Below are 26,571 nucleotides of genomic sequence, written 5' to 3'. Positions count from 1 at the left end.
ACAATGGGGGTGCAATACAAACGAAATGAATCTTTATTAATCACCATTCCCGGATCAAAGGTGCGATTAAATGAGCATTCCAATTCAAAACCCGTCAGATTTTCAATTTCAAGTTTTTCAATATTGCTTGCTAAATCATTTAAACCTTTAAAGTCAACAAACAGATATTTTTCTGATAAGGCAAAATATTCCTGAAGGATACGATAGCCATCAAATAAGTTATCACTATAAGGCAATAAATGTTCATCACCGGCAAATCCTGCAGGCGATAATTGACGAGTCGGCAGAGATTGAACATAAACTCGATTACCTTCGGAATCAACTGCACTAATGCGTATATCTTGTAGATAGCGACAAAAATACAGATAGAGCAAATGTGATGTCTGTAAATCACCAAATAGATGGAAGCGCAAATTATCCAGTAACATCTCACTAAAATTAGCCTTATCATCTAATAAGGACAATTGAATACTGATATTAGAGCCTGTTGATTGAATTGAGTGTTGGACATTTTCAACAATGAGAGGGTATAAATCGACATCAAAACAGGTTTGAAATTGACATTGTGTGCCATCAACCGGTGTCGATGACACCATGCTTTTACGAGTTACCTGTTTTTTTTCTGACAAACCATCCAGAGGGGTCATCTGCAAAATACTGAGCGATGGAATGGGCTTAAGGAAATTTGGCCATAATAAATTCATAACCGAATGAGTGAGTTCCGGCAATTCATCTTCTAGTTTTTGCCTTAAACGCCCCGTTAGAAAAGCAAAACCTTCTAATAATCGTTCCACATCAGGATCTTGTGCTTCTGTAGCCAAAAAAGGTGCTAGGCGTGGGTTTGTATCAGCGAATTCAGCGCCTAAGCTTCTGAGTGCGGTCAATTCATCCTGAAAGTATTTATTGACTGACATCCTTGCTTAGCCTCTCACAATCGCTTGTCCTGAACTGGTCAGTACCGTTTCAAAAGACAAATTTTGTATATCATCGTCAACAAAGACTTTGGTAACAATGCTAAATTTTAGTTCTAGAGGCTTGTCTGTATCGGGTTCATGGGTTATTTGCACAGACTGAATTCGAGGCTCAAAGGTATGTAAAAAATCTCGAATAGCGAGTTTTAATTTATTAATGGCATCAGGGAATTGAGATACAAATTCGGAGAAATCAGGAATACCATTGTCATCGCGTGACACGAGACTGCCCTTACGAACATTGAGCATATTCTGAAGACTATTCAGGATTGAATAGTGTAAATTGGCGTAATCGAAATGCAACGAATAGCTAGCGCTATCACTATTGATCCGATCAAAGAGTGACTTTTCTGAAATCATTATTTGCAATCATCTGCGTTGTATACCCACAATATTTGTAAAAGAATCTTTGTAAAAGAACCTTTGTAAAAAAATCAGGGTATAAATTTAATCCATTAAGTGTTTATAGTATTATATTGACAGGCGATAAGTTATACGGGTTTCCCCTAATATTGAGCAATTTTTTGCTCAGTAGTTCACACTTAGAACATTTGTCATAGGTATCTTATCGATTCATACTTGCTGTCGATGTTGCTGTGCATCTTTACTCACTTCCAATTTGCCTACCAAAGACAAAGTAAAGTCAGCGCCCATATATTTAAAATGTGGCCGAACGAGTACCGAGGCTCTATACCAGCCGGGTTCACCCTCAACAGGTCTTACTTCGATTTTAGCTTTGCGTAATGGCCGGCGACTACGGATTTCTATTGAAGGATTTTCCTGATCAGACACATATTGTTTAATCCATTGATTAAGACCACGTTCAACATCTGCCTGCTCTTTCCATGAGCCAATATTTTCTCTCTGAATCACTTTAAGATAATGTGCTATTCTATTGATTATAAACAAATAAGGAAGTTGAATTCCTAATTTAAAATTAGTGTATGCCTCTTTGTCTTCACGATTATTGCCAAAATATTGACTGCTTTGAACTGAGTTAGCCGAATAAAATGAGGCATTTTCCTTGCCTCGTCTGAGTGTCAAAGCGATAAAGCCCTCTTCCGTTAACTCATATTCTCGACGATCAGTCACCATCACTTCGGTGGCTAATTTTGTCTCAATTTGCCCCATCGCATCATAAAAATCATGAGTGAGTTCCTCTACCAGACCGCCTGATGCCGGACCTATAATGTGAGGACACCAACGATATTTGGCAAAGCTTTCAGCCAATCGAATAACAAATAAAAACACCGGATTACCCCATAAACTATGTTCATGGTTATTACTGACATTTTCACTATAGTCGATACCCAAGGACATCAGCTTCTCAGTATCCGAATGGTAGGGACGACGCAATAAAAATCGCGGCAAGACCAGCCCTATATAACGTGCATCCTCTGCCGTCCTAAAACGCTTCCATTTACTGAACTTAGGGCTTTCATAGACATCATTTAAATCAACAATTGATGCTAGGTCTTGCATGGAATCAATATCAAAAAACTCATTATGTGCAGCGGCAATAAAAGGTGTATGTGCCATAGCCCCTATACTGGCCATTTTTTGCATCAACCTGATATCAGGGCTTTTAGGAGTCAAATGATAATTAGCAATCATTACACCATAAGGTTCACCACCAAACTGGCCGTACTCCTGACTATAAACGAGTTTATAAAGACCCGTTTTAACCACTTCAGAGGCATCTTCCAAGTCATCTAATAAATCGTCTTGAGACAGATTGAGCAGCTCAATTTTAATGTTTTCTTTAAATTTTGTTTGCTTAACGAGCAGATCGAGTCCACGCCAAGAAGATTCTAAGGACTGAAAATGTGGGTGATGAAGAATTTCATCGATTTGAAGTTTGATTTTTTTATCAATATCAGCAATGAGAACGGTCAACATGAAGTCATCAATGACCGGGCTTTCATCACCATTAGATTGAGTTGTTAATAATAGTGCTAAGAAAAGATTGAAGGCTTGAAGTAAAGTATTCTGCTTATTTTCGACAGTAATTTTTAATCCAAATTGATCAATATTGGGGGGTAAATTAGCAATATTTAAACTATCTGTATTTAAACTATCTGTATTTAAATCACCGCTATTTAAATCACCGCTATTTAAATCAATGGTCATTAAAGCACAGCTTTGCACCAATTCATGAAAAACAGATGCAGTGATTTGTTGCTCGTCCTGTTGAGCCATCATCATAATTCCTTTTATAATTTGGCTATATTCTACTCTCAATGTAAGCGATTGGATAGCCCGAGAAGCATTTCCAAATAGCCTACTTATTTTTTAGCGATTAGTCTTTACTCTTACGCTGTTGATGAGCGCGATTATTAGTCTTTCGTCCCTTTCCTGAACGCTTCTTAAAATTATCTGACTTAGGTGAACTCGCAGCACCACCAGCAAAAGCAGTGATTTTTAGTTGTTGCTGACAGACCCAGGCTTTTTGTAAATCCTGAAACACATCCTTAGGCATACCATCTGGTAAATCCACTACAGAATAACCATCAAATATTTCAATCTGGCCAATCAATTTACTGTCCAGCCCCGCTTCATTGGCGATTGCACCTACAATATTGCCAGGTTTAACGCCATGATCGTAGCCGACTTCAACGCGAAAACGCTTCATTTCCACATCAGGCATGCCCTTAAGAGGCGTTGCCTTATTACCTATTGGCTCTTTTTTCTTGCGTTCGCCACGCTGACCACGTTGTTTTCTACTACCACGATCCTCATAGTCATCTTTAAAGGGACGTTTATCTTTCAGGTGCTTAAATTCTGATTCATTCAATAAAAAGGACTTATTGTTGTTACCCATGTGTGCCAAAGCGGCAGCGATGCTGACTGTATCAACTTCTTCAGTTTCATGTAATTCACCGATTAATTTCGTGAACACTTCAAAGTCTTTAGAATTTTGCAGTTTTTCGATAGTGGATAAAATGGTTTTCTTATAACGTGTAACACGTAACTCATTGATATTTTTAACCGATGGGATTTCCATCTCAGTAATGACTTGCTTGGTTGTCTTTTCAATGGATTTTAATAAGCGTGTTTCACGACGGGACACAAATAAGATAGCATCACCCTCACGACCAGCACGACCGGTACGACCAATACGATGTACGTAGGACTCATTATCACGCGGTGCGTCATAATTGACGACATGGCTGATACGCTGCACATCTAGACCACGTGCGACAACATCTGTGGCAATTAAAACATCTAAACGGCCACGTTTTAAACGTTCGACAATACGTTCACGACCACTTTGAGGAATATCACCATTTAAAGCTTCACAAGCAAAACCTCGGGTTTGTAATTGCTCAGCAAGTTCCAGAGTCATATTCTTAGTGTTCACAAACACTAGCATGGCATCATGATCTTCCAGTTCCAGAATTCGCGTTAGCGCATCCAGCTTACTGGCACCATAAACACGCCAGTAACGTTGGCGAATAGTCGATGCTGTGACTGTTTTAGTGACCACTTTAACTATTTCTGGATCAACTAAATATTTTTGTGCAATACGGCGTATCACTGTTGGCATTGTTGCTGAAAACAAGGCTATTTGACGTGACTCAGGTGATTGTTCTAAAACCCACTCCACATCATCAATAAAGCCCATGCGTAACATTTCATCCGCTTCATCTAAGACTAAAGTTTGCAGCCCGGATAAGTTTAATGAGCCTTTACGGATATGATCCATCACCCGGCCTGGTGTTCCCACAACAATATGAGCACCCTTTTTTAAGCCACGCAATTGCTCGCTATAAGGTGCGCCACCATAAACAGGGACAATATTGATTTTTGGTAGGTGTTTCGCATAAGTTTGAAAAGCTTCTGCTACCTGAATCGCTAGTTCACGTGTCGGCGCTAAGACCAATACCTGGGTTTTCTTCAAACTGACTTCGATATTACATAAAATAGGCAAAGCAAATGCAGCCGTTTTACCCGTACCTGTTTGAGCCTGACCAATGATGTCTCTACCAGCCAGTAAAAACGGAATGCTTTGAGCTTGAATATCGGATGGTTTAGTGTAACCTGATTCGTTCACCGCTTTTAATATCGGTGGAATAAGATCAAGTGAATCAAATGTTAATTCATTAGAATTGGGTGCTGATGACATCTAGTAGAGCCTCAATGGACAGGAGTAGGAAAACCAACCATTATACTCTATATTCTTTATAATAACACCTATTTCATTAAATAATAATATATTAATTATGCTGATAAAAAGTAACTGCAAAAAAAAAGGCTCAAATTTGAGCCTTTTTTATTCTATAACAACAAAAATACTTAAGTATACCCGTGATACTTGGGCTTAGTAGGCTTAAACCTTGCCCATTGCCTCAAAACTTTTAATGAAAGGCCCTGCCATTCTAGGATCCTTAATCATCGCTTTGAAATCACCAGTCTTAAATTTCATCTTACCGGTGGTAACCGCCATGCCCATACCAGCCATACCAATACCCTTGTTTAACCATTTTTCCCAATTCTTTTGCTCTGCTCTGATATCCCAGCTAAGTTCCTGTCCATCATAGGCAGCCGCTGTAACCACTTCACCATTTTGAATATCAATATAACCCTTAGCGCTATCATCACCTGGGAAACCATATCCGATCACAGAATTAAAACCTAATTCTGCCAATGCATCTTTCAAATCCGGTTCAGCATTCCAGATTGCCTGAAAAGATTTCATCCACTCATCATCAAATAAATCAGCCATTTATATACTCCATTTCAATTTTTATTTATTGCTTCTTTAACACTTATTTAGCTTCTATTTAGGACACTAAATGAACACAATTAGTCATCAAATGAACACAATAGAAACTTTGAATTTATCCGTACTTGTAGTGATATAAGCATAACCACTATGGGTTTTTATTCTATACTAATATCTGTCCACTCACAAAAAGTAATTTTATTTATAATGAATTAACACTGCACCACTATGACTTAAAAATAGGCTAAAAAAAAGTAAACTATTCTATAAGTTGTTTTTTAAGCCCTAATTATGACAAATATCAAATTTTCTTATGATTTTTTTATAAGTAGAAAATGTAGGGTGGGCATGTTTTTTGTGCCCACGCTGACAGTGTGAATAATAAGATTTTGACTCAGTCTTGAGTCAGCGTGGGCAGATAAGCCATGCCCACCCTACGATTTCTTCTTTTTCTAGGATTTTTTCTGACTATTAATACAAGTGAATGTGTGATAAATCTTGCTAATATATATTGTTGCTACAATGGAAGTTTAATGGGAATTAAAGACTGTCATTTATACTTTAAGCGAACAAATTAAGCATTATTTGTCACATAAAGTGAATTTATTGAACAAACATAGGTCAGATATAATAGAGGCACTGTAAAAAAACCATAAACTATTCCTAAAATTCAATAAATCCGTATCGTGTAAGCTTTAGGTATAATAATTTAAGGGAAACACAATAAGTACACCAGCATAAGAGGAATAGTTTCCATTTAGACATAATATGATTATTTCTAATAATTTTTTTCAAGCGCCGGAAATGTAAGATTTCGCCCCACTACTGCACTTCTAAGGACACAGCGCCAAAGAAGTCATAGATGGTGCTATTGAGATTAAAAAAATAATATCATCGGCTTCATTAATTTGACCAATAGAGATGATAAAGTCTCATAAAATGATTTAATCACAAGAACTAAAATTGATCAGCAAGAATACACTTGCTGAGTCTATGAGTCCCTGCCTCTTATTTTGTGCATTGACGCAGTCTTAAGCAAAAGAAGAGGCAGGGACTCATAGACGTTTCCAAGTAACTCAATATACTTGCCCTAACATTAAAGTTCATGTGAGCAATTTTTAATTCTTTTCAAATTATATCCGCATCTCAAATGATGCAGACCAACCTTTCTTGTGTAACGAATTTATTCACTTTCGTAAAATACAGCTATGGGCTTATTTCTGCCAAAAATAAGCCCATAGAAAGGGGTTTTGAAATGAAACAGCATTTTTTCCTTACCTTAAAACTATTTATCCGGGTCAAACTATGGGATCGACTCTGGAATGCAATAGTCAACTGGCTAAACAAGGAAAAGATCGGTAACGACCTTCCCCCTTGTGACTTCAAACAGCTCTGTTATGAAATCCGTCCCGGTGATGTTGTGATGTGTCAACACTTTTCCGGACAGTTTTCTAAATATTTTTTTGGCTGTTTCAAGTGATTTTTGTCATTTTGTATTTCCTATCATTTTAGTTTCTCATGTTAACTTTAAACAGATGAAGAGAAAGGGCTTTGCCCTCTGGAACGATAGAGCCGTTCCATTCACCCAAGGTATTTTCACAACGGTAATGATCCTGTTACAATATCTTCACGGCACAGGCTGAGGAGCCGATGGCCGTCAACGGTAATGGGCGGCATTTATGTCGCCTTTTACCCCTCTTCAATCAATCGATTTAAGCTATTTCCTGCTGTATTTCATAATCGACTGGTGACAAATAATCATTAGCCGAATGAAGTCGCTCCCGATTATAAAATACCTCAATATATTCAAATATTGCCTGCTTTGCTTCTACTCTGGTTTTGAATCGACAATGGTGCGTCAATTCAGTTTTCAAACTATGAAAGAAGCTCTCTGATACAGCATTGTCCCAGCAATTTCCTTTGCGGCTCATAGACTGAATTATGTTATGATCCGACAATATTTTTTCTATGACTATCAGAGGCATATTGGCTACCTCGGTCAGTATGCCAAAGCAATCCATCCATTGGTTTACGCTTCCATATGGCCATCAGTAAAGCATCATTGACTAGCTTGGCTTTCATTCGCTCATCCATCGACCAGCCAACAATTTGCCTAGAGAATAAGTCAATGACAACCGCTAAATATAACCAGCCTTCCTTGGTGGCAATATAGGTAATATCACCCACATAGTAGCGATCAGGTTGAGAGACAGTAAACTCTCTTTCCAGTAAATTTGGAGATATACGCTTATTATGCTTGGAATTAGTCGTCGCTTTAAAGCGTCTCTTCGTTTTACAAAACAAACCGGCTTTTTTCATTAATCGACCAATTCTCCGGCGGCTTATATGAACGCCTTTTTCAGCCAGTTTTCTTTTAAGACGACGGGTTCCATAAGTCTTGCGACTGTCTTCAAACAGTTTTTTAGCTGCTCAGTAAGCGCTTCATTTTCTTTCTCTCTATCCGTTTTAGGAGAGCTAACCCAATCATAATAGCAACTACGGGAAACATCCATAAAACGGCACAGAATCGTTACCGGGTAATCTTTAGCCTGATCAGTTATCCATGCGTACTTCACAAAGTTTCCCTTGCAAAGTACGCTGTGGCCTTTTTAATAAATCACGCTCCTGAATCACTTTTGCCAATTCTTTTTTCAGACGTTTTACTTCATCATAAATGTGTTCATCACTTCTATTGGCTACCGTCTTCACCGGTTTGGAATATTTACTGATCCAGGTATGTAGAGTATTTACATTAACACCTAGCTCCCTGGCAGTCTGAGAAACGGGTTGATCCGTCTCATTAGCTAATTTGACAGCTGATTCTTTAAATTCTGATGTATAGCTTTTATTCGGTTTTTTTTGTTTGATCATTCATTTTAGGTCACACTTTTTATCTTTTAGTTATTTTAAGTTGTGTGTCCGGTTAAGTATAGCCACATTATACTTCACAAAGTTTCCCTTGCAAAGTACGCTGTGGCCTTTTTTAATAAATCACGCTCCTGAATCACTTTTGCCAATTCTTTTTTCAGACGTTTTACTTCATCATAAATGTGTTCATCACTTCTATTGGCTACCGTCTTCACCGGTTTGGAATATTTACTGATCCAGGTATGTAGAGTATTTACATTAACACCTAGCTCCCTGGCAGTCTGAGAAAAACGGGTTGATCCGTCTCATTAGCTAATTTGACAGCTGATTCTTTAAATTCTGATGTATAGCTTTTATTCGGTTTTTTTGTTTGATCATTCATTTTAGGTCACACTTTTTATCTTTTAGTTATTTTAAGTTGTGTGTCCGGTTAAGTATAGCCACATTAAGCATTAAAAATGAACAAGTATCCATTCCTGATGGTTTTTCAGCAATGCAAAAACCTATAATGCCTGGCATGAAATAATAGATGTTTTTTCGTAATGTTCAAATATAAAGATGTTTCACAATAGTACGTATTTTCATACTTAACAATATGATAATTTCGTAGGTTGGTGCTGAACATCGCTACGCTCAGCACTACCTAAACCGATTCATCGCCGCCAACAAGGCGCTCAATGAAGCATTGATCACATCCCGATGTTTAGCCACACCAGAATATAATTGCCCCGCTATTTTTAAGCGTACAAAACTCATCGCCTGTGCTTCATTGCCTATTTGTAGCGCATGTTCACTGTATTCAACAATAGTAATGACTTGCTTAAAATGTGCCTCAATACTTTGCACAAAGGCATCCAATGTCCCCACACCTTCACCGGACAATTGTATGGCCTGATCTTGTTTTTGTATCTGTACAGACAAGCTTTTTTGCTGAGGATCAAACTGCTGAGTCATATTATAGGTATTCAATGACCAATCTGCATCTGAGGAATCAATATAGCTTTCCTCAAACAAGGTGACAATTTTTTCAGCACTCACTTCATGCCCCTGATTTTCCGCATAGGCCTGCACCTGCTGACTAAACTCAATTTGCAACCAGCGAGGCAATTGTACCCCCAATGCCTGCTCAAGAATGTATGCAACACCACCTTTGCCTGACTGACTATTAATACGGATCACTTCCTCATAGGAACGTCCCAAATCTGCTGGATCAATAGGCAAATAAGCCACCTCCCATTTATCCCCAGCCTGATAAACCTTCATACATTTATTGATCGCATCCTGATGACTGCCTGAAAAAGCGGTAAAGACCAATTCACCAATATACGGATGACGTGGGTGTACCGGTAATTGAATCAATTGACTTATCTGCTGGCTGATCGTCTGAATATTGGATAAATCCAATTGTGGATCAATTCCCTGACTATACAAATTCATGGCCATAATAATAATATCCATATTGCCCGTGCGCTCACCATTGCCAAGCAAAGTGCCTTCTACTCGCTGCGCACCGGCCAAACAAGCCATTTCTGCTGCGGCAATGGCACAGCCCCGATCATTATGGGTGTGCACACTGATAATAACCCCATCACGGTGTGCAATATGCTTAGCAAACCACTCAATTTGATCGGCATAAACATTGGGCATCGACATTTCTACAGTTGAGGGTAAATTCAAAATAACGGGCTGCTCGGCAGTCGGTTGCCAAACCTCATTAACTGCATTACAAATCTCAAGCGCATAGTCTAATTCTGTGCCGGTAAAGCTTTCGGGTGAATATTGAAAACGCCACTGAGTTTGACTTGCCTCATCAGCACATTGCTTAATCACTTTGGCAGCCTCAACAGCGATGCGCGTGATACCCTCTTTTTCCAACTTGAACACTTGTTCTCGTTGTACTTTAGAGGTGGAATTATAAAGATGAACCAAGGCTTTCTTTACACCCTCTAAGGCCTCAAAAGATCGTCGAATAAAACTCTCTCTCGCGGGTGTCAAAATAGCAATCGTCACATCATCAGGGATATGTCCACCGACAATTAATTCACGCACAAAATCATAGTCAGATTGCGATGCCGAAGGAAAACCCACCTCAATTTCTTTAAAGCCAATTTCAACGAGTAATTTGAACATCTGCATTTTCTGAACAACCGACAGGGGCTCAACCAAAGCCTGATTACCATCACGCAGATCAACACTACACCAAGTCGGCGCCTCAACTAGAGTATTATTGGGCCATTGTCTTTGTGCTAATTCAACAGGTTTGAATGCCTGATATTTATGATGGTTAAACTGTGCTGTCGGCAAACTCATGCTCTGATTCCTTTTAATCTATATCGCTTATATTGGTTCTTATTATAAACAATACACATTGATATTAGATTGCGAATAAATCACCCATACAAACAAAACAGCAATAATAAATCATAAAATTATAACAAATAGCAATTTTATGCTAAATTATAACAATGAAGTTAAATAAAATGGATATTCGAATCCTCAATGAGATTCAGAATAATGCTCGAATAAGCAATCTTGAACTCGCCAATAAAATTGGCCTATCACCATCCCCTTGTTTGAGGCGGGTCAAACAATTAGAAGAAGCTGGTTATATTGATGACTATGTTGCGCGCTTAAATGAGCAAAAATTACAACTCAAGTTGATTGCAATGATTCAAATCAGCATGGATAAACATACGCCTGAGCGCTTTGAAAATTTTGAGTTGACAGTCAAAACTTATGAAGAGGTCTTAGAGTGTTACTTAATTACCGGGCAAAGTTCTGACTATTTACTGAAAGTCATCGTGCCGGATATGGAATATTATCAGGAATTTCTACTGGGTAGATTAACCCGTATAGAGGGTGTAAGTGGGGTGCAATCCAGCTTTATTATGCGTAAAGTCGTCGATAGAACAAGCCTACCTTTAAGCCATCTGAGCTGAGTGAGCTTTAAAGATAGAGTAGGATAGAACCCTTAGTTCTGCCTTATGCCATTACATTGGTAGGATGTGGTAAGGAACGAACCGCATCAATACCTTTAAACAGACCTCGTTGATGAGGTTCGTTCCTCACCACATCCTACATCTGAAGTGTAAAGCGGGTTTGGCTTGCCCGTCCTTGGAAACATTTATTTCAATGAATTAAACGCCGCAGTAAATCCACTCAGTGAAACAGGTATTTCAATGACTTTTTTCTGAGCAGCCGCAAATTTAATACTACCCTTAGTACCTGACTTCATGCCTTTAATGATTTTATCGGTCATTTTAGCAATCGCTATGCAGCCATTTTTCACACAAATACCAAAGGGAACTCGAACGGCTTCAGCAGAACCACCTTTGAACTCAATACCTGGTGGCAATAAAACCCCCAGAGGCAAAGTAATAATCGCCTGGGCTTCAGATGACTTTGGTGGATAACCAACCGCAATCTGCATCACTACTTTTTTCTTGTCATTGGTCACATTCTGGAAGATATTACATATCTTCTCTTTGGTGGTAGGTAAATCTTCACACACTACCGTCCAGTCCTTAAACTTTTTTCCGTGTTCCGGTTTCGCTTGCACATTGCTAGCAAAACCAACAGCGAATAGCGTAATAACAATAAAAACGGCACGTAAGCTTATAGAAGGAGAACTTACAATAGGAGCGTTTATAACAAATGACATTAAAATTTCCTCATTTAGTAGAATATGGGCTTTTATAGCTGTTATTTCTTAACATATCAGCAAAAAAACTTCATGTATTCCCTTGGGTACAAAATCAATTAGCAACGATTCTATCACATCGATTAAAAATCGCTATCTCAAAACTACAACTACTATACTATTGTATAATGAAGAAAACCTTAACTAGACGACAAATAAACTATAATTAATATAAATAACACCATCAACTATGAATATTGGCTTCATCGGTTCATCCGGCTCTTTTTCTACACTCGCATTACAATACCTACTCGACTCAGAGCACAGTCTTAGCTTTGTCGCTTGCGATGGTTGTAGTAATGATAGCCGTTTTCCCATTATCAATGATTCTGTCGAATCCCTTGCCATGCAATATGGTATTACTTGCATTAATCTTGAACAGCCACTAGCCAAAGTCCTCAGCAAACTCAAATCTCAAGTAATCGATATCATTCTAGTGGCCTGCTATGGGAAAAAAGTTCCGCAAGAAATCCTTGCACTCCCTCTATGGGGCTGTGTGAATTTGCATCCATCCCTACTCCCCGCTTTTCGTGGTCCTGTGCCCATTTTCTGGCAATTTAAAGAAGCCGCAACACTGGGTATCAGTTTACATACCATGACCTCTCATATAGATGCCGGGGCAATTATTAGTCAAAAAAGCGTCTCACTTGAGGATGGACTATCTCAGCAGCAGATATTCAGTCAATTAATTCAGGCGGGATTACCACTCATTGAACAGTTATTAGATGACCCACAGCAAGCACTGCAAAACGCTCAACAACAGGATGAACGCTTAGCTTCAAATATGAGTTATCCTATAGCCAGTGACTTTGCCATTGATTGCGCTTGGAGCTGCCAAAGAATTTTTAACTATATGCGTGCATCCACACATTTTCAGCAAGCCTATAGCGTTCTACTCAACAATGAAATAGTTTTTTTAAGTCGTGCTATTTCCTATCAGATGAAGCTTCCTCAAGAGACTATAACACTGGCTGACGATGAGATAATAATTCCTTGTAGTAATGGCTTTGTACTGGCTCAATTAAGTGTCTAATCACTTAGGGTTGCTAGTGAGGTATATTCTACTCCAATCCACTTGATGCGGTTCATTCTTCACCACATCCTACGGGTGGTGAAATTAATAAATTAAAAGTATCTATTGCTCATATCGATGAAATAAATGGTGTAAACTGCTAATATAACTATAAAGAACTCTCAGGAAACAATATGAGCGCAAAACAAACAGCCATGCAACAGTATCAATTAGTCGAAACCCGTCTACAAGAAAAAATGGATAATGGTACGACACGTTGCAACCTCTGTCTTTGGCGCTGTAAAATAGCCCATGGTCAACGGGGTTTTTGTCAGGCTCACGTTAATCGTAACGGTACTTTATATAACCTTTCCTATGGCATACTTTCCTCCATCGACATTGATGCCATTGAAGACAAGCCGGTAAGACATTACCGCCCAGGTACACAGGTTATGTCAGTCGGTAGCTATGGCTGTAGTTTTCGCTGTAACGGCTGTCATAATCTGGAAATTTCCTGGGGTGTGAGCGCTTTAGATGCCTTGGCAAAGGGTGAATCAACCGAAGCTTGGGTGTCTCCCGAAGCCTTAGTCGAAACCGCCTTGCGCTCTCAAGTTCAGGGCATCGCATTTACTTATTCAGAACCGGCTGTGTGGCTTGAATACATTATGGACGTCTGCACCTTAGCCCATGAAAAAGGCCTATATACCGTCTATGTTTCCAATAGCTATATCACCGATGAAGCCTTAGAAATGGTGGCGCCACATATTGATGTACTCTGCTCTGACATCAAAAGTATGCAAGACTCCTTTTATCAGGAACTCTGCCGCCCGGCTAAAGTTGAACAGGTCTTACACTCCATAAAAAAAGCTCAGGAATTGGGCATTCATGTTGAAACTCGCACCAATATCATCCCCGGAAAAAATGATAATCCCGAAGAATATTATCAAATTGCCTGTTGGGTGAGAGATAACTTAGGCGCTGATAGTCCTTGGCACATTACCCGATTTTTCCCTGCCTATCAATTAAGCCACTTACCGGCCACTCCTGAGGCAAGTTTGTTTCAAGCACAAGCAGAAGCACAGCGTGCAGGCTTAAACAATATTTATGTACACAATGACAAAGGCTGTGATTGTGCCAAGGAAAATTTATCCATCGAACATTATCTGAATACGTCCGATGAAGCGATTCGAGAAGTCAAAAAATGTCAGGCCAGTTGCTGTGGTGATGAAGGCATTTTAGTGAAAAAATATGAACAAAAAACCAACCCAAATGAGGCAATATAATGGCTGATAACGAAATAAGAATGGTGCAATGCGTGGTCTTAAAAACCGAAGCTGAAGGCTTGGATAAACCACCTCATCCTGGAGAGCTGGGACAGCGTATTTATCTCAATGTGTCTAAAGAAGGCTGGCAGCAATGGTTAGAACGAGCCAAAGCCATTATCAATGAAAATGGTCTTAGTACCGCCAATGCATCAAATATTATTATTATCGAAAAACACATGCTGGGCTTTTTCTTTGGTGAAGGCGATTTTGGACAATTACCCGCAGGATTTCAACAAGGTGGCGGTGGGAAGAAATAATACTTAATGTTTAATTTAGCACGCTGGGGCGATTTCCCATAAGGGTGAAATCGCAAATTGGATTTTTGCATGGGCATCGCGGATTGCTTTTGTGACCTCAGCAGGTGTATCAGCACGGGCAAAGATATAGCCAAGATACTGATCACCTTCTGGTAGAGGGATCAATTTATGACCTTTGGCAATGATGATATCAACTTTTTCCACAAAATTAACTTTTCGAGCCGAATCAAGTCCACTTATTTTTCTCAGAATACCTTCTTTAGGAATAGGAATCATCATTACTCCTCGGCTTCCTTGTGGCTTTGATACCTGAACTTTCTGCCCTACAAGCAAGGTAATGCTTAATGCTTCTAGAGTAAATTCATTATCACCATCCAAGCTATTACTATCGAGCATTCTCGCACAGTCTCCACCCATAGTTCGACTGGCAATTTCCAAAATCCAGGCATCCTTACCATCCACTCTTAGCTCTGCATGAATAGGTCCCACTCTTAACCCATAGGCATCACAAGCCTGGGCAAGACGCTTTAGAATCATAGCCTGCAATGTATCGCTTAAGTTTGAAGGGGTGACGTAAATAGTCTCTTCAAAAAAAGGGCCTTCAAGGGGATCAGGCTTGTCAAATAAGGCGATGCAATAGAGTTGTCCATTTTGCAGATAACCTTCAAAAGCCACTTCAACACCGTCAATATAATCCTCTATCAGCGCATGTGCTTGCTCAAAAGCAACGTCCGTAGAGTTCAGTTCTGCATTAACATCCAAGTCCGCAAGAATACCTTGAATACGCTGGCAGGCAACAATTAATTCTTCGTTATTATTCGCCCGAATCACACCACGACTGGCAGATAAATTAATCGGTTTAATAACACAGGGGAATGAAATATTATATTTACTAGAGAGAGGCTGCTGAAGAAATTCAGCGATATTGATGAGTAAATGTTTCGGAACAGAACAACCTGCTTGCAGTAAATGAGCCCGAGCCAGATCTTTTCTTCTGGACAGTTTGGCGGCTAACGGTGGGTTATGAGGCAAGCCCAAAGACTGAGCGACTTCAGCAGCGAGTTCAACGGTACTATCATCACATCCGACAACGCCAACAATCACATCATTTTGAGTTAACTGTAGGATTTGTTCGAGGGCTTCCTCGGGCTGATTAAAATCAATACACAGCCCATCAGAGACTTCCTGAATAAGCGAATATTCACCATTGCTGGCCAAAATTGGCTTTAAGCCTCTTTGATAGGCTGCTTTTAAATAAGGTGCAATTCGATAACTATGTGCCTGTGCAATGATCAATAAGCAATTATTGGCATAAACATCAATAGCCATAACTAACCGCAACCACCTCCGGCAGCACCACAAGAGCCACAAGTGCCCTCACCACCGGCATTGGCAAAGACATTGGTAAAAACAAAACTTTGATTCAAACCTTCAGAACGAAAATCAACTTCTACACCTTCAAGGAAACTCAAAGCCACAGCATCAATATAAACATTGAGGCCATTTTTTGCCCAGGTACAATCAAATTTAGTGGGTTTCTCAACCATGGTCATGCCATAAGTCATGCCTCCACAGCCACCACCAGAGAGAAAAATACGCACACCTGAAATCTCCGGCTCACTCTCCACGATATTCAACATCTGACGCACAGCTTCATCTGAAAGACTAATTTCATTGCTTAATTGAGTTTTAAATTCCACTTGTGACATGAGTTTTCTCCGCTTTACTAGGCATCAATGGTATATCATTTAATTCTAGCATAAAACCACTTGCTTACATATATGAGTCAAAATAATTATGAAAACTTAAGTTATACCACTTTGCCCTTATTATTTTGCAAAATATCAACTCGAATAGGAATTTTAAATTCACCACCATTTACAGCAAAGAACTGACCAAATTTGCGTTCTACCTGCTCATACAGTTCTGCCGACAAACGATGCTGGCTATGAGTAACAGCAATCACCTTTTCTGCATAAAACTCAAAAGATTCAAAAACAATCGGGGTATTAAAAAATAATTCTTCAACTAGGGAAAACTGTTTTTCATCAACGGCTTTTACAATATGATTAAAAGCCACTTGTCGAACCCTTTCCTCATCGTGAAACAGCCTAAGTACTTCATTAAATTCACCCTCAAAAATAGGCTCAGAAATATAGACCAAGCCACTCGGTTTGAGCACTCTGGACACTTCTGCAAAAGCTTGATCCATTTTATCCAATGGCACATGATGCAATGACTTAAACATAAAGACAACATCGAAACTATTATCGTCCACAGGTATTTTTTCACTGCCGGACATAATGAATTTCACATTCGGCAAATCATTAATCTGGAAATTTTTCTCATGCTGAATCGTATCAACTTCTGCTGCCGTGACAGAACGATTTTCACCTGTCAATGCAATTAAACGAGTTAAACGGGCATCACCACAGCCTAATTCCAAAATAGATTGATTATCTAGGGATAAATATTGTTCAAAAATAGCCTGTTCAAGACACGTTTTTTCAATTGTTTCAGGTTTTAAAATCATCTTTCTTCTTTACTCGCTCACTTATTACTTACAAGGTTTTAGTCACTTACAAGGTTTTAGTTACTTACAAATCTTTAACCTAAAATAATCAGTTGAATCGTAGCGAGAGCGACTTAGGTGCTGAAGATTAAGGGTTTTACAGGTTATTTTGGCTTTATTCGTAGTCACCCTACGGGTGAAGTCAAAATGTTCTGGAAAATCCTTAAGATTCAGTGCATAAGGCGGTCGCTATAGGTTCAACTGATTTTTTTAGGTTTAACTGCCACCTTAGACTGACTGCATAATTCTAAAGTCTGTAACAAGGCATATAATGATTTCTCAGTATAGTCCAAATTGAGTGGAATGACTTTAAAGGAGTGATTATTAATACACGATTCAATACTGTTTTTCTTATGAGAAGGTAATCGCTGTATTTCAGAAAAATGCATATAACGATTTTTTAAATACGGATTAAATTGAGCAAATAATGATTTTTGTTCCATCGATAATTGATTAAAAAGCTGTAGCATCTTTTTTTCAATTTTTTTCAATTGTGCTTTTAAAACAATTTCATTGTCCAGATATTGTTCTTGGTGATCGGGATCCATAACAGCCAATTTGGGTGCAATGTAAATAGCCAGCATTTTGACTAGGCGCGGATCCATCCAGAAACGTAGATCACTTTTTTCCTGACGATTAACAGCAAGTACATCTGACGAAACAGCCTCTTTATCTAGCAGTGGAATATACTGTGATAAGGTAATGGTTTTATTTTCCAGCACTCTACCCTGTTGCTTTATATACTCATCTAAATAGGGTTCAAGGCCCTTTCCCACACGGATAATAATATCGGCATGAGCAAGTAATGATTTTTGCCGATTAGAAAGCGGGGTTTGCCGTTCATTAAAATTGCTATAGATTACTTCAGGCTTATTAATGCCATGGGAGAGCGTTGCGACAATTTCATAAAGCGGCTCAACACTGACAATGATTTTAGCAGGTGGAGGGGATTGAGAGAAAACTACCGGGGGGAAACTGATAAAAAAAACAAGCAATGCAAATAAAAACAAAGATGTTTCTCTTTTTTGTATAAACACAGCAAAACTCCTATATAATTTAATAGAAATCATGCTAGCAAATTATTATATTGAACACCTTGTCATTTATCATCCCTTTTATCAATAATGATGTGTCAACACTTTTCCGGACAGTTTTCTAAATATTTTTTTGGCTGTTTCAAGTGATTTTTGTCATTTTGTATTTCCTATCATTTTAGTTTCTCATGTTAACTTTAAACAGATGAAGAGAAAGGGCTTTTGCCCTCTGGAACGATAGAGCCGTTCCATTCACCCAAGGTATTTTCACAACGGTAATGATCCTGTTACAATATCTTCACGGCACAGGCTGAGGAGCCGATGGCCGTCAACGGTAATGGGCGGCATTTATGTCGCCTTTACCCCTCTTCAATCAATCGATTTAAGCTATTTCCTGCTGTATTTCATAATCGACTGGTGACAAATAATCATTAGCCGAATGAAGTCGCTCCCGATTATAAAATACCTCAATATATTCAAATATTGCCTGCTTTGCTTCTACTCTGGTTTTGAATCGACAATGGTGCGTCAATTCAGTTTTCAAACTATGAAAGAAGCTCTCTGATACAGCATTGTCCCAGCAATTTCCTTTGCGGCTCATAGACTGAATTATGTTATGATCCGACAATATTTTTCTATGACTATCAGAGGCATATTGGCTACCTCGGTCAGTATGCCAAAGCAATCCATCCATTGGTTTACGCTTCCATATGGCCATCAGTAAAGCATCATTGACTAGCTTGGCTTTCATTCGCTCATCCATCGACCAGCCAACAATTTGCCTAGAGAATAAGTCAATGACAACCGCTAAATATAACCAGCCTTCCTTGGTGGCAATATAGGTAATATCACCCACATAGTAGCGATCAGGTTGAGAGACAGTAAACTCTCTTTCCAGTAAATTTGGAGATATACGCTTATTATGCTTGGAATTAGTCGTCGCTTTAAAGCGTCTCTTCGTTTTACAAAACAAACCGGCTTTTTTCATTAATCGACCAATTCTCCGGCGGCTTATATGAACGCCTTTTTCAGCCAGTTTTCTTTTTAAGACGACGGGTTCCATAAGTCTTGCGACTGTCTTCAAACAGTTTTTTAGCTGCTCAGTAAGCGCTTCATTTTCTTTCTCTCTATCCGTTTTAGGAGAGCTAACCCAATCATAATAGCAACTACGGGAAACATCCATAAAACGGCACAGAATTACCGGGTAATCTTTAGCCTGATCAGTTATCCATGCGTACTTCACAAAGTTTCCCTTGCAAAGTACGCTGTGGCCTTTTTAATAAATCACGCTCCTGAATCACTTTTGCCAATTCTTTTTTCAGACGTTTTACTTCATCATAAATGTGTTCATCACTTCTATTGGCTACCGTCTTCACCGGTTTGGAATATTTACTGATCCAGGTATGTAGAGTATTTACATTAACACCTAGCTCCCTGGCAGTCTGAGAAACGGGTTGATCCGTCTCATTAGCTAATTTGACAGCTGATTCTTTAAATTCTGATGTATAGCTTTTATTCGGTTTTTTTGTTTGATCATTCATTTTAGGTCACACTTTTTATCTTTTAGTTATTTTAAGTTGTGTGTCCGGTTAAGTATAGCCACATTAATAAAATATAGTAGGTGGGCATGGCTTTATCTGCTCACGCTGACTCAACACCTTGTATTCACACTTTCAGCGTGGGCACAAAAAGCGTGCCCACCCTACAGTTTTATTGCATCATTTTTCAAACAATACCAAATTACAAACAAATAAATTAATTCAGGTTGTTATTATTTGCTGGTGGTGCTGTTACAGGTGGTGGTGCATAATAGCGTTTTTTCTTATCATCAATATCAGCATAACCGGCACTAAACTGTACTGAATTTTGGATAAAATCCCAACTGACAATAGCAGCGGCATCACTATAAGTGTAGCCTGCACCTAGGTCAAAACCAAACGTTTTAGCAGCAAAAGGATAATAAGTTGCACCGATGCTACCCACAGCACGGCTCTTTTTATCATCCGTTAAAGCCTTAAGCGTCAAGCCAAAATCACCACCAAAGGTAAAACTCACACCCGCCATATAGGTGGGGCTAGCAAAAGAATTACTATTTAGACCCATAATGAGAAGTACAGCAATAATATATTTCATTTTCACAATAATTTATTCCTTTTTTTTATTAGTGGGTGATTGTATCACTTAGAGCGCAGATACAATGAAGGATAAATCCTACAAACAAAGCGTTTGAATGACTATATTATTGTCACTTTTCATGGTCAATAATAAGCGATGCTTTTGATAATTCCGACATATCAAATAATTCACAACGACCGGTTACATATAGTTTTACTGTTGATTTTGACAATGCAGCATCTAAAAGCAGTTTGTAGACTTGCTGAGAGCCTGATAAGCCATAGTCTAAAAAGAAATGATTTTTATCTCTGCAATCCGTCGGATTTTTTTTAGGTTGTGCATGAATAATAAATTTACCGGCAGTCGTCGCAATGATTTCTAATACCTGTGTTTCACTGGTCCAACCCGCTTCAGCAAATATCGGCTTAGTACCCAGCAAGGCAAAAAACAGCATTGTAAAACCTACATATTTCACCATATTACTGTTCCCTTGTATTCGCTATTGAATCAATTGCAGCCAATGTTTCACAGGAATTTTGGCATCAGTTTGCAGGTGGTGCAGACAACCAATATTTGCGGTTGCAATCACATCTGCACCCTGTTTTTGTAAATTCTCCAACTTATTTTCTTTCAATTGCTCTGATATTTCAGGATTAAACAAAGAATAACTACCGGCTGAACCACAGCATAAATGCTTATCCTGCACGGGTAATAGTGTCGCGCCCATTGAAGCTAAAATTTGTTCCACAATTTCCGGCAAATGCTGGCCATGTTGCAGACTGCAAGGAGGATGATAGGCGATATTTTTATACTCTGTGCCTAATTGTAAAACACTCAAATCTTCATTCGCCAGCACCTCACTCACATCTTGAGTCATTGCCGCTATTTTTACTGCCCGCAGATAATATGAAGAGTCTTTGCCTAACAATTTTTCCACCAGACGCGGATAATCTTTAACCATAACACCACAGCCACTGGCATTACTGATGATTGCCTCAACGCCTTGTTCGATGGCCTGTGACCAGGCATCAATGTTATGTTTGATAGACTGAACGGTTTTAGATTCAGCCTGAATATGGTGACTCAATGCACCACAACAACCGGGATCAACTTCATTCAGTACTTCAATGCCTAATTTATCCAACACCTGTGCAGTTTTTTGGTGTATATCCGGGCTGATAGCATTGTGAACACAGCCTTGTAAAAGTAAAATTTTTCGTTGCGCTCTTTGTTTCGACTGTTGCTTCGATTTTTGCTTCAATTCAGCACTAAAAAAAATCGTTTGCTGGTGATCTTTAGGTAATAACTTGGCCAGACTTGCAGGTAATAAAAATTTAAAAAACAAGCCAATATTCACAAACAATTGAAAGCGTTTTGGATAAGGCATGATCGTTAAAATAGCTTGCCGTAACAACCTTTTGTGCCAGGCTAATGTCACCGTCTTGGTCGCAAGAGACTGACCTATTTCTAATAAATGATGATACTGAACACCTGAAGGACAAGTTGTTTCACAGTTTAAACAATTGAGGCAACGATCCAGATGCTGCTTGGTTTTTTCAGTGGCCGGATTGCCCTCAAGGATCTGCTTAATCAGATAAATTCGTCCTCGTGGACCATCTAATTCATCACCCAGCAATTGATAAGTCGGGCAAGTGGCATTACAGAAACCGCAATGTACACAGCTACGCAAAATATCATTTGCTTGCTGCCCCAAAGGGGTTTGTTGGTATGTTTCGCTTATATTTGTTTGCATACTAAAATTTTATTCATAGGGTGAAACTCACCAAAAAGACTTATAAGTCGGGATAAATACAGCCCGGATTTAAAATGCCAGCCGGATCCATTGCTCGCTTGATTTGCTGATGCACTTTAAGCATCGCTGCAGTTAATGGCTGTTGTCGAGCAAGCGTGTGACTTAACTCATCCGACATATTATTGACACGATAAAGTTGTGCATGACCACCCTGCTGGCTGGCAAAACGCCTAATAGTATCAGCGTCCTGATCACTATAAAGCCAACGTAATGCCCCAGCCCAATCAATTAACTGTCGATCACCGGCCAATAATTGACTGGAAAAATCATCCCTAATATTTGGCAGAGTAATACGAGGCAAAGAAATACGCCACAAAGGCTTATCTTGTTTAAAAAAGGGTAATTGCTGTTCATTTAAGGATAGCCAAAACGATGCATCTGCCATTTCTACTACATATTCTGCTTCTAAAACCTGCTGCATCTCCTGACTGGAATAAGCAACACCTTTACTAGAACCACTTAAACGAATATAGGCCTGGCCTTGTTCTTCTTGATTTTCAGTTTGCTCTTCTGCAACATAACAAGCCGCTGTAATAGGAAAGCCAGCCAATAATAAGGCTTGAACTTGTGCCGGAAATTGGCTTTGTGACATCGAAAAACTCAGGGTTTGCACTTCTACTTTAGGCAACAGTTTTAAGGACACCTCAAGAATGACACCCAAACCACCAAAAGAGCCGCTAATGAGGCGCGACAAATCATAACCGGCCACATTTTTCATTACCTCACCACCAAATTTCAGTAATTCGCCCCGACCATTAATTATTTTACAACCCAGCACATAATCACGTGCCGAACCGGCAAAGGCTCTGGCTGGCCCCGACAAACCCGTTGCAATCGTGCCACCAATGGTGGCATTGTCGGCATAAGCTGGCGGTTCAAACGGTAACATCTGTCCATTTTCGGCTAATACGGTCTGTAAATCAGATAATAAAGTACCACTACGCACCGTAATCGTCAGTTCACTGGGAAAATAGTTAATAATGCCCTGATGGGCTGAAGTCGATAGACTCTCACCCTTCACAGGATGCGTTAAAAATGCTTTTGAGCCATTGCCCTGAATGGATAATACTTGTTGCTTTTCATAAGCCGCTAGAACCTGAGCCAACAAGGCCTCACTATCATCATGCTCATTGATTTGTGCTTTTGATAACTTCATTATTGGGGAAGAATATGTTTGAGATGCCATAAAATTAAAACCGTTCTAGTTCCGGATGAGGTAATTGACCATGATGCACATGTAAGGCACCAAATTCAGCACAGCGATGCAATAAAGGGATACCCTTACCCGGATTAAGTAAATTTTGCGGATCAAAGGCTGTTTTAATGGCTAAAAATTGGGTTAATTCTGCCGGATTAAACTGGATACACATTTGATCCAATTTCTCCACACCCACACCATGCTCACCTGTGATAGTACCACCTAAAGACACACAGGCAGAAAGAATTTCACCGCCCATTTCTTCGGTTTTATCCAATTCACCGGGAATGTTCGCATCATATAAGATCAATGGGTGTAAATTGCCATCACCCGCATGAAATACATTCACCACGGCCAAGCCATACTCTTCTGACAAGTCATGAATACGTTGTAATATCTTGCCTAATTGGTAGCGTGGAATAGTACCATCCATACAATAATAATCAGGCGATAAACGCCCTACAGCAGGAAAAGCAGCTTTGCGACCAGCCCAGAAAATTTTTCGTTGCGCTTCATCAACGGCGATTTGTACATCACTCGCGCCCCCGTCCTGTAAAACTTTCTGTAATTGTTCAATTTGTGCATCCACTTCTGCCAGCGAGCCATCTACTTCACAAAGTAGAATAGCCGCAGCATCCACAGGATAACCGGCATGAATAAAATCTTCCGCAGCGCTGATTGCAGACTTGTCCATCAATTCTAAGCCTGCTGGGATGATACCATTGGAAATAATTTCACTCACTGTATCGCCGGCAGTTGTCACTTGATCAAAGGACGCCATTAATACTTTAACCACTTTGGGTTTCACCAATAATTTCACCAGTACCTCAACAACGACACCCAGCATGCCTTCTGAGCCATGCATGAGGGCTAACAAGTCATAACCGGGGCTATCTAAGGCTTCACTACCAATTTCCAGCAATTCACCGTCCATCATCACCACTTTGACTTGCAAGACATTGTGTACGGTTAAACCATATTTGAGGCAATGCACCCCACCGGCATTTTCTGCGACATTGCCACCGATAGAACAGGCTATTTGAGAGGATGGGTCGGGGGCATAATAAAGTCCATCCGCCGTCACTGCATCTGAAATCGCCAAATTTCTAACCCCTGGCTGTACTCGCGCAGTAAGGTTACCTTTGTCAATTGAGATAATTTTATTCAATTTTGCCAAACTGAGAATAATACCATTTTCCAGCGGTAAAGCACCGCCAGATAGACTAGTGCCAGCCCCTCGCGTCACCACGGCAACTTGATATTGAGCACAAATAGCAATGATTTGTTGTATCTGCTCTATCGTCTCGGCTAAAATAACGAGAATAGGCAATTGACGATAGGCAGAAAGTCCATCACACTCATAGGGTTTTAAATCTTCCTCATCAACCAATAATGCATTGGCTGACACGATGGTAGAGAATAGACGCACTAGCTCGGGCTTGCTGATTTGGTTTTTTATACCCCAGTCATCAATTTTTAATGTCATCAAATTACCTTTAGCATTGAGCGGCACCAACTGATAAATTACTTCAAATGGCTTTAAATTTGATTTAATATAACTGGCTATTGTTTTTTGATCAAGAAATACTCATAATAACCCACCAATTTAATCAAGTACTATAATAACAGCACTTTTTTCAAGGAATTTACTATGACTGACAGCTTTAATCCTGCCATTAGAACACTTATGGGGCCAGGCCCTTCAGACGTTCACCCCAGAATTTTGTCTGCTCTTGCCAGACCAACGATCGGTCATCTTGATCCTGAATTTGTGCGTATGATGGACGAAGTGAAAAGTATGCTGCAATATGCTTTTCAAACCAAAAATGAATTAACCATTCCTGTTTCTGCGCCTGGCTCTGCCGGTATGGAATGTTGTTTCGTTAATATGGTTGAAGCCGGAGATAAGGTCATCGTTTGTCAAAATGGTGTTTTTGGCGGTCGCATGAAAGAAAATGTTGAACGTCTGGGCGCAACAGCCATCATGGTTGAAGACGAATGGGGCAAGGCGGTTGATATTGCTAAAGTCGAACAAGCACTGAAAGATAATCCAGATGCAAAAATTGTTGCTTTTGTCCACGCAGAGACCTCAACCGGTGTTTGCTCTGATGCGAAAGCCCTTTGTGCGCTAGCGCACAAACATGATTGCTTAACCATTGTTGATGCAGTGACTTCTTTAGGTGGCTCTGAGCTTAAAGTTGACGAATGGGGTATTGATGCGATTTATTCCGGTACTCAAAAATGTTTATCCTGTGTACCCGGTTTATCCCCTGTCAGCTTCAATGACAAAGCCATAGAAATGATAAAAAATAGAAAAACCAAAGTCACTAGCTGGTTTTTAGACCTGACTTTGGTTATGGGTTATTGGGGTGCTAATGCTAAACGTGCTTATCACCATACGGCTCCAGTAAATGCACTTTATGGTTTACACGAATCACTGGTCATGTTAGAGCGTGAAGGATTGGAAAATTCCTGGGCACGTCATGCCCATAATCATCTAGCACTACGTGCTGGTTTTGAAGCCATGGGGCTGGAATTTGTTGTTGCTGAAGCTGACCGTCTACCACAACTGAATGCCGTTACCATTCCTGAAGGTGTTGATGAGGCTGCTGTACGCAGCCGCTTATTGAATGAATATAATCTTGAAATTGGTGCTGGCTTAGGTGCATTAGCGGGTAAGGTTTGGCGTGTTGGCCTAATGGGTCATAGTAGCCGTGCAGAAAACATCTTACTTTGCCTAAGTGCTCTGGAAGCGGTGCTATCGGATATGGGTGCTAATATTAATGTCGGTGTAACAATTCCTGCTGCTCAAAAGGCATTTAACGCTTAATAAATAGTAACTGTGTGAGGGTATAATTCCCTTACCCGATTCAATAACTTGTCTTTACAAGAAACCGGGGTGGGCACGCTTTTTGTGCCCACCCTGAAAGTGAGCATAATAATCGCTTGAGGCAGCGTGGGCAGATAAAGCCATGCCCAC

General features: G+C 39.7%; 24 protein-coding genes and 2 pseudogenes. 6 read left to right on the top strand and 20 right to left on the bottom strand.

All coding sequences use genetic code 11. From position 1 onward, the window contains the following. From tssF to JEU79_RS07285, 5 genes are all read right to left on the bottom strand, one after another. On the bottom strand, positions 1 to 914 hold a 914-nt coding region (gene tssF, locus JEU79_RS07305; protein WP_198263571.1), incomplete at its 3' end, for a type VI secretion system baseplate subunit TssF. 6 nt (positions 915 to 920) lie between these two features. Continuing rightward, positions 921 to 1,331, bottom strand: a complete 411-nt coding sequence (gene tssE / locus JEU79_RS07300) for a type VI secretion system baseplate subunit TssE (protein WP_198263570.1) — start codon at positions 1,329 to 1,331, stop codon at positions 921 to 923. Between the two features lie 213 nt (positions 1,332 to 1,544). Continuing rightward, a complete protein-coding gene (tssC, locus tag JEU79_RS07295) occupies positions 1,545 to 3,101 on the bottom strand; it encodes a type VI secretion system contractile sheath large subunit (protein ID WP_198265902.1) in 1,557 nt (518 codons plus the stop codon). Positions 3,102 to 3,270: 169 nt separating this feature from the next. Next, the gene (locus JEU79_RS07290) at positions 3,271 to 5,097 is read right to left on the bottom strand and encodes a DEAD/DEAH box helicase (RefSeq protein WP_198263569.1); all 1,827 of its coding nucleotides are present in this window, start codon (positions 5,095 to 5,097) and stop codon (positions 3,271 to 3,273) included. A 204-nt stretch (positions 5,098 to 5,301) separates the two neighbouring features. Beyond that, positions 5,302 to 5,697 carry an SCP-2 sterol transfer family protein gene (locus JEU79_RS07285; RefSeq protein WP_198263568.1) on the bottom strand — a complete coding sequence of 132 codons (396 nt, stop codon included), beginning with the start codon at positions 5,695 to 5,697 and terminating at the stop codon, positions 5,302 to 5,304. Positions 5,698 to 6,952: 1,255 nt separating this feature from the next. Here JEU79_RS07285 and JEU79_RS07280 point away from each other — a divergent pair. After that, positions 6,953 to 7,177, top strand: a complete 225-nt coding sequence (locus JEU79_RS07280; RefSeq protein WP_198263567.1) for a hypothetical protein — start codon at positions 6,953 to 6,955, stop codon at positions 7,175 to 7,177. A gap of 232 nt (positions 7,178 to 7,409) precedes the next feature. On the opposite strand, the pseudogene JEU79_RS07275 reads toward JEU79_RS07280, so the two are convergent. The 3 genes and pseudogenes from JEU79_RS07275 to leuA form a co-directional block, all read right to left on the bottom strand. Further along, positions 7,410 to 8,568, bottom strand: a pseudogene (locus JEU79_RS07275) (IS3 family transposase). 69 nt (positions 8,569 to 8,637) lie between these two features. Further along, positions 8,638 to 8,947: pseudogene (locus JEU79_RS28435) on the bottom strand (transposase); the annotation flags it as partial. A 257-nt stretch (positions 8,948 to 9,204) separates the two neighbouring features. Continuing rightward, positions 9,205 to 10,875, bottom strand: a complete 1,671-nt coding sequence (leuA, locus tag JEU79_RS07265) for a 2-isopropylmalate synthase (RefSeq protein WP_198263566.1) — start codon at positions 10,873 to 10,875, stop codon at positions 9,205 to 9,207. A gap of 155 nt (positions 10,876 to 11,030) precedes the next feature. Here leuA and JEU79_RS07260 point away from each other — a divergent pair, with 155 nt between their 5' ends. Next, entirely contained in the window at positions 11,031 to 11,504 is a 474-nt protein-coding gene (locus tag JEU79_RS07260) for an Lrp/AsnC family transcriptional regulator (protein ID WP_198263565.1), read from the top strand. Positions 11,505 to 11,689: 185 nt separating this feature from the next. Here JEU79_RS07260 and JEU79_RS07255 read toward each other — a convergent pair whose 3' ends face one another. Next, a complete protein-coding gene (locus JEU79_RS07255; RefSeq protein WP_198263564.1) occupies positions 11,690 to 12,226 on the bottom strand; it encodes an invasion associated locus B family protein in 537 nt (178 codons plus the stop codon). Between the two features lie 229 nt (positions 12,227 to 12,455). On the opposite strand from JEU79_RS07255, the gene JEU79_RS07250 reads away from it, so the two are divergent. The 3 genes from JEU79_RS07250 to JEU79_RS07240 all read left to right on the top strand — a co-directional run bounded on the left by JEU79_RS07250 (position 12,456) and on the right by JEU79_RS07240 (position 14,859). Then, complete coding sequence (locus JEU79_RS07250) at positions 12,456 to 13,298, top strand: formyltransferase family protein (protein ID WP_198263563.1); 843 nt, start codon at positions 12,456 to 12,458, stop codon at positions 13,296 to 13,298. 173 nt (positions 13,299 to 13,471) lie between these two features. Beyond that, on the top strand, positions 13,472 to 14,560 hold the full coding sequence (gene amrS, locus JEU79_RS07245; RefSeq protein ID WP_198263562.1) for an AmmeMemoRadiSam system radical SAM enzyme: 1,089 nt from the start codon (positions 13,472 to 13,474) through the stop codon (positions 14,558 to 14,560). Next, positions 14,560 to 14,859 (top strand): oxidative damage protection protein, encoded by a 300-nt coding sequence (locus tag JEU79_RS07240; protein WP_198263561.1) that lies wholly within the window; start codon positions 14,560 to 14,562, stop codon positions 14,857 to 14,859. Before amrS ends, JEU79_RS07240 begins: the two co-directional genes overlap by 1 nt. A 15-nt stretch (positions 14,860 to 14,874) precedes the next feature. Here JEU79_RS07240 and JEU79_RS07235 read toward each other — a convergent pair whose 3' ends face one another. The 11 genes from JEU79_RS07235 to JEU79_RS07190 form a co-directional block, all read right to left on the bottom strand. Continuing rightward, complete coding sequence (locus JEU79_RS07235) at positions 14,875 to 16,188, bottom strand: ATP-grasp domain-containing protein (RefSeq protein ID WP_198263560.1); 1,314 nt, start codon at positions 16,186 to 16,188, stop codon at positions 14,875 to 14,877. A gap of 2 nt (positions 16,189 to 16,190) precedes the next feature. Further along, positions 16,191 to 16,568 carry a HesB/IscA family protein gene (locus tag JEU79_RS07230; RefSeq protein WP_198263559.1) on the bottom strand — a complete coding sequence of 126 codons (378 nt, stop codon included), beginning with the start codon at positions 16,566 to 16,568 and terminating at the stop codon, positions 16,191 to 16,193. 101 nt (positions 16,569 to 16,669) lie between these two features. Then, on the bottom strand, positions 16,670 to 17,392 hold the full coding sequence (locus JEU79_RS07225) for a class I SAM-dependent methyltransferase (RefSeq protein ID WP_198263558.1): 723 nt from the start codon (positions 17,390 to 17,392) through the stop codon (positions 16,670 to 16,672). 236 nt (positions 17,393 to 17,628) lie between these two features. Next, positions 17,629 to 18,468 carry a metal ABC transporter solute-binding protein, Zn/Mn family gene (locus JEU79_RS07220; protein WP_198263557.1) on the bottom strand — a complete coding sequence of 280 codons (840 nt, stop codon included), beginning with the start codon at positions 18,466 to 18,468 and terminating at the stop codon, positions 17,629 to 17,631. Between the two features lie 379 nt (positions 18,469 to 18,847). Further along, positions 18,848 to 19,708, bottom strand: coding sequence for an IS3 family transposase (locus JEU79_RS07215; protein WP_246540085.1), 861 nt, complete (start codon positions 19,706 to 19,708; stop codon positions 18,848 to 18,850). Further along, a complete protein-coding gene (locus tag JEU79_RS26225; RefSeq protein ID WP_198263033.1) occupies positions 19,686 to 20,006 on the bottom strand; it encodes a transposase in 321 nt (106 codons plus the stop codon). Before JEU79_RS26225 ends, JEU79_RS07215 begins: the two co-directional genes overlap by 23 nt. Before the next feature lie 214 nt (positions 20,007 to 20,220). Then, complete coding sequence (locus JEU79_RS07210) at positions 20,221 to 20,568, bottom strand: hypothetical protein (protein WP_214660519.1); 348 nt, start codon at positions 20,566 to 20,568, stop codon at positions 20,221 to 20,223. Between the two features lie 142 nt (positions 20,569 to 20,710). Further along, positions 20,711 to 21,058 carry a hypothetical protein gene (locus JEU79_RS07205; protein ID WP_214660518.1) on the bottom strand — a complete coding sequence of 116 codons (348 nt, stop codon included), beginning with the start codon at positions 21,056 to 21,058 and terminating at the stop codon, positions 20,711 to 20,713. Between the two features lie 21 nt (positions 21,059 to 21,079). Continuing rightward, entirely contained in the window at positions 21,080 to 22,333 is a 1,254-nt protein-coding gene (gene glcF / locus JEU79_RS07200) for a glycolate oxidase subunit GlcF (protein ID WP_198263554.1), read from the bottom strand. A gap of 40 nt (positions 22,334 to 22,373) precedes the next feature. Further along, entirely contained in the window at positions 22,374 to 23,549 is a 1,176-nt protein-coding gene (gene glcE, locus JEU79_RS07195) for a glycolate oxidase subunit GlcE (RefSeq protein ID WP_198263553.1), read from the bottom strand. Between the two features lie 34 nt (positions 23,550 to 23,583). Next, on the bottom strand, positions 23,584 to 25,077 hold the full coding sequence (locus JEU79_RS07190; protein ID WP_198263552.1) for an FAD-linked oxidase C-terminal domain-containing protein: 1,494 nt from the start codon (positions 25,075 to 25,077) through the stop codon (positions 23,584 to 23,586). A gap of 165 nt (positions 25,078 to 25,242) precedes the next feature. On the opposite strand from JEU79_RS07190, the gene JEU79_RS07185 reads away from it, so the two are divergent. Next, entirely contained in the window at positions 25,243 to 26,421 is a 1,179-nt protein-coding gene (locus JEU79_RS07185) for a pyridoxal-phosphate-dependent aminotransferase family protein (RefSeq protein ID WP_246540083.1), read from the top strand. The last annotated feature ends 150 nt before the right edge of the window (positions 26,422 to 26,571 follow it).

Origin of the sequence: sulfur-oxidizing endosymbiont of Gigantopelta aegis (assembly GCF_016097415.1) — a bacterium.
GTDB lineage: Bacteria > Pseudomonadota > Gammaproteobacteria > GRL18 > GRL18 > GRL18.
Note: the sequence above shows the minus strand (reverse complement) of the source record. Positions and strands in the feature narration are given on the sequence as shown.